Genomic DNA, 3,696 nt, shown 5'->3' with positions numbered 1-3,696 from the left:
CGGTATCCTTCGTCCCGGGGGGGGGGTGGGGCTGCCCGGCCCCCACCCCCGTCCGTATGAGATCCGAGGAAGTTGGTCCAGCCGTGGTTATGGGGTTCTCGATCGCCCTGATCGTCTTCAGCGGCCTGCTGATGTTGCTGGTGCTCATGCACAAGGGGAAGGGCGGCGGCCTCTCCGACATGTTCGGTGGCGGTATGCAGTCGTCCGTCGGTGGTTCCTCGGTCGCCGAGCGCAACCTGGACCGGATCACCATCGTGGTCGGTCTGCTGTGGTTCGCGTGCATTGTCGTACTTGCGCTTCTGATGAAGTTGGACGTGTAACTCCAATCACTGGACGCGCGTTGGGCCTTACGTAGACTGGGGCATCTTCGAGCACCATCACGCAGGGAGTTACGACCGTGGCAAGTGGCAACGCGATCCGGGGAAGCCGGGTCGGAGCGGGGCCGATGGGGGAGGCCGAGCGGGGCGAGTCGGCGCCGCGCCTCCGCATCTCCTTCTGGTGCTCGAACGGGCACGAGACGCAGCCGAGCTTCGCCAGTGACGCACAGGTTCCGGAGACGTGGGACTGCCCGCGTTGCGGCTTCCCGGCCGGTCAGGACCGGGACAACCCGCCGGACCCGCCGCGCACCGAGCCGTACAAGACGCATCTCGCGTACGTACGTGAGCGGCGCAGCGACGCGGACGGCGAGGCGATCCTCGCGGAGGCGCTCGCCAAACTGCGCGGCGAGATCTGAGCGTGGTGTGACAGTGTGACGAACGGGCCCTGCCCGCGAACTCGGTTCGTGGGCAGGGCCCGTTCGCGTACGCCCGCTCTAGCGGTGGTTGTCCGGAATGTGTGCGGTGAGTGCCATTGCGGCGGTCGCCCGTGCGTACGTCAGCTGTGCCACGCGCGCGTAGAGGCAGTCCAGGATCAGCAGCACCGAGTGCCGGGTCCCGAACCCGCCGCGCCGGAAGCTGGTCTCGGCCGAGGTCGCCGTCAGATGGGTGGTGGCGGCCCGGGCGACGGGGGAGCGGGGGTCGCCGGTCACCGCGATCGTCCGCGCGCCCCGGTCGGCCGCGAGCCGTAGCGGGGAGAGGACTTCGCGGGTCGCCCCGGAGTGGGAGAGCGCCACGACCGCGTCCGCGGGCGTGAGCAGCGCCGCCGAGGTCTCCGCGGCGTGCACCTCCGTCCAGCCGCGGGCGTCGCAGCCGATGGTGAAGAGCCGGGCCTCGGTCTCCAGGGCCACCACGCCGGAGGCGCCGACGCCGTAGACGTCGATGCGACGGGCCTTGGCGAGAAGCTGCGCGGCCCGCTCCAGGGCGTCGAGGTCCAGATGCTCGGCCGTCCTGCGCAGGGCCAGCAGATCGGCCTGGGCGACGGCGGCGACGACCTGGTCGAGCGGATCGTCTGGCCCGATGTCCGGCCCGAGGGGCCGTTGCTCGCCGCTGCGTTCGTTCTCTCCGCGCTCCTGCGCGAGGGCGAGGAGCAGTTCCTGGTACGAGCCGAGGCCGAGGGAGTGGCAGAAGCGGGTCACGGTGGCCTGGGACGTACCGGTGCGCCGGCCCAGCTCCGCGGCGGAGACTCCGGAGACCCGGCCCGGATCGTCGAGGACCCAGACGCCGACCTTGCGCAAGGAACCGGACATGCGGGGCAGTTCGGAGCGGATCAGAACGGTGATCACGGTGGTGTTCCCTCCTGCCCCGCCTGGTGCGCGGGTCTTGTCGAGCGGTGAATCTATCAACCACCATGCGAGCTGATGAACGAATCCGGGATTCAGATGTGCGTGCTCGGCATCGACGCCGGCGGTACGCGGAGCAGGGCGCGGCTCGCCGACGCGGCGACGGGCGCGGTGCTCGCTGAGGGCACGGGCGGTCCTGGCAACGCGCTGAGCGTGCCGCACGCCGATCTCGTACGGAATCTGACGGGTGCGCTGCGGGGCGCCGTGCCGCGGGATCGGGCGGGTGCGCTGGTCTCCGTGGTGGCCGGTTTCGCGGGCGGCGGGCCGGGCGGAGGTGTCGAGAAGGCCCGGTCGGCGCTCGCCGCGGCGCTGGCCGAGGCCGGCGCGTCCCCCGCTCGGGTCGAGGTCATGGGGGACGCGGACATCGCCTTCGCCTCGGGGCCCGGCACTCCGGCGGACGGGCTCGTGCTGATCGCCGGCACGGGCGCCGCCGGCGCGCGGGTGGAGCGGCGCAGGGCGGTCAGGGCCGTGGACGGCGACGGCTGGCTCCTGGGCGACGCGGGCAGCGGCTTCTGGCTGGGGCGAGAGGCGCTGCGGGCGGTCCTGCGCTCCTTGGACGGTCGTGGCCCGGCCACCGCCCTCGCCGGGCCGGTGGGGGAGGTGTGCGGCGGCCTGACCAAGGAGCGCGTCGTCGGGTACGGATTCGGTGGCCACCCGGTCCGGCTCGCGGCCCTCAGCCCGCTCGTGGTGGACGCGGAACGGGCCGGGGACGAGGTGGCCCGTTCGCTCCTCGACCGAGCGGCGGACGAACTGGCCGCCACCGTGGGCGCGTTGACACCACGCCCGGGGGAGCCCCTGGTCTCGACGGGTGGCCTGATCGGCCCCGGCGGCCCGCTGCTGCCCCGACTCGCCGAGCGGGTGGGCGCGCTGGGCCTGGTCCCGTCCCCGGTGCCGGACGGTGTGGCCGGCGCGGTCGCCCTGGCCCGGCTCCCGCGCTGACGGTCCGAAGACGGTTCAGGTGGTGCTGTCCGGGGCTGATTCGGGCTTCGTGTGGAGGATCGCGCGGGCCTGCTCCGCGGCGCGGGCGGTGCTCTCGGAGACGAAGTCGAGGAAGCGGGCGATGTTCTCGAGGCGGGTGCCGACCGGGGTGGCGGTGCCGTGGACGCCGACGCCCTGGCGTGCGATCTCGCTTATGTGGGCGGTGGAGCGGGCGCTGGCCATCATCGACTGGTACCAGACGTCGTCGTCGACGACGTAGCGCTCGCGGCGGCGTTCGTCGCGTTCCCGGCGGACCATGCCCTGGCCTTCGAGGAACGTGATCGCCTTGGAGACGGACGCCGGGCTGACCTGGAGGCGTCCGGCGAGTTCGGACGCGGTGAGGCTGCCCGAGTCGGCGAGGCAGAGGCAGGCCATCACCCGGGACATCATCTTGGGCATGCCCGACTGCATCATGACGGTGGTGAACACCTCCTCGTACTCACGCACGGCCTCGGCGTCGCGTCCGTGGGCGAGTGGAGGCGCCTCCGACGGTGCGGCCTGCCTGCGGCGGTGGGTGCGGCGTTCCGTGGCGCGGTGGGCGAGGTCCGCGCGGTAGGCGGTGGGGCCGCCGTTGCGCATCACCTCGCGCGTGATCGTCGAGGTCGGGCGTTCGAGGCGCCTGGCGATCTCGGCGTAGGCCAGGCCGTCGGCCAGCCCCAGCGCGATCTGCTGGCGTTCGGGCTGGGTGAGCCTACCTCCGGGCATCGCGGTCTCCTTCGCGGTCGTAGAGAACTCGACTATAGCGTTCACCTTTCATTCATTGCAACGAACGACATGGCGGACGTTGCGTTAGATTTAAATCCGTTGCAACGATTTCTCTGCATCTACCTGCAGTGACGGTAATCTTGCGCAACGAGTCTGTTGCCAAGTCCATGAACGCAACGTAGCTTTCCATCATCAGAAACAGCGGGCCGACGGAGTGCGCGCTGCTGACACGAGGAGAGCACCATGCAGAAGTTCGCCACCACCGCCCCGGTCTCCGCCGTCCTGGACATCCCCGC

At 71.3% G+C, this 3,696-nt stretch carries 5 protein-coding genes; 3 read left to right on the top strand and 2 right to left on the bottom strand.

Annotation, left to right across the window (positions count from 1 at the left end; translation table 11 throughout):
* Positions 1–89: 89 nt before the first annotated feature.
* Together secG and ACFC0D_RS38265 are read left to right on the top strand one after the other, a co-directional pair.
* A complete protein-coding gene (gene secG, locus ACFC0D_RS38270; RefSeq protein ID WP_329121929.1) occupies positions 90–320 on the top strand; it encodes a preprotein translocase subunit SecG in 231 nt (76 codons plus the stop codon).
* A 77-nt stretch (positions 321–397) separates the two neighbouring features.
* A complete protein-coding gene (locus tag ACFC0D_RS38265) occupies positions 398–733 on the top strand; it encodes an RNA polymerase-binding protein RbpA (RefSeq protein WP_003976875.1) in 336 nt (111 codons plus the stop codon).
* Between the two features lie 78 nt (positions 734–811).
* Here ACFC0D_RS38265 and ACFC0D_RS38260 read toward each other — a convergent pair whose 3' ends face one another.
* Complete coding sequence (locus tag ACFC0D_RS38260) at positions 812–1,660, bottom strand: MurR/RpiR family transcriptional regulator (protein ID WP_376446663.1); 849 nt, start codon at positions 1,658–1,660, stop codon at positions 812–814.
* A 75-nt stretch (positions 1,661–1,735) separates the two neighbouring features.
* Here ACFC0D_RS38260 and ACFC0D_RS38255 point away from each other — a divergent pair, with 75 nt between their 5' ends.
* Positions 1,736–2,656, top strand: a complete 921-nt coding sequence (locus ACFC0D_RS38255) for an N-acetylglucosamine kinase (RefSeq protein WP_376446661.1) — start codon at positions 1,736–1,738, stop codon at positions 2,654–2,656.
* 15 nt (positions 2,657–2,671) lie between these two features.
* Here ACFC0D_RS38255 and ACFC0D_RS38250 read toward each other — a convergent pair whose 3' ends face one another.
* Positions 2,672–3,400, bottom strand: coding sequence for a helix-turn-helix domain-containing protein (locus tag ACFC0D_RS38250; RefSeq protein WP_376446658.1), 729 nt, complete (start codon positions 3,398–3,400; stop codon positions 2,672–2,674).
* Positions 3,401–3,696 lie beyond the last annotated feature (296 nt).

Source organism: Streptomyces sp. NPDC056222, from assembly GCF_042264065.1.
Classification (GTDB): domain Bacteria; phylum Actinomycetota; class Actinomycetes; order Streptomycetales; family Streptomycetaceae; genus Streptomyces.
The sequence above is the reverse complement of the archived record's forward strand: the minus strand, read 5'-3'. Positions and strand labels throughout refer to the sequence as shown.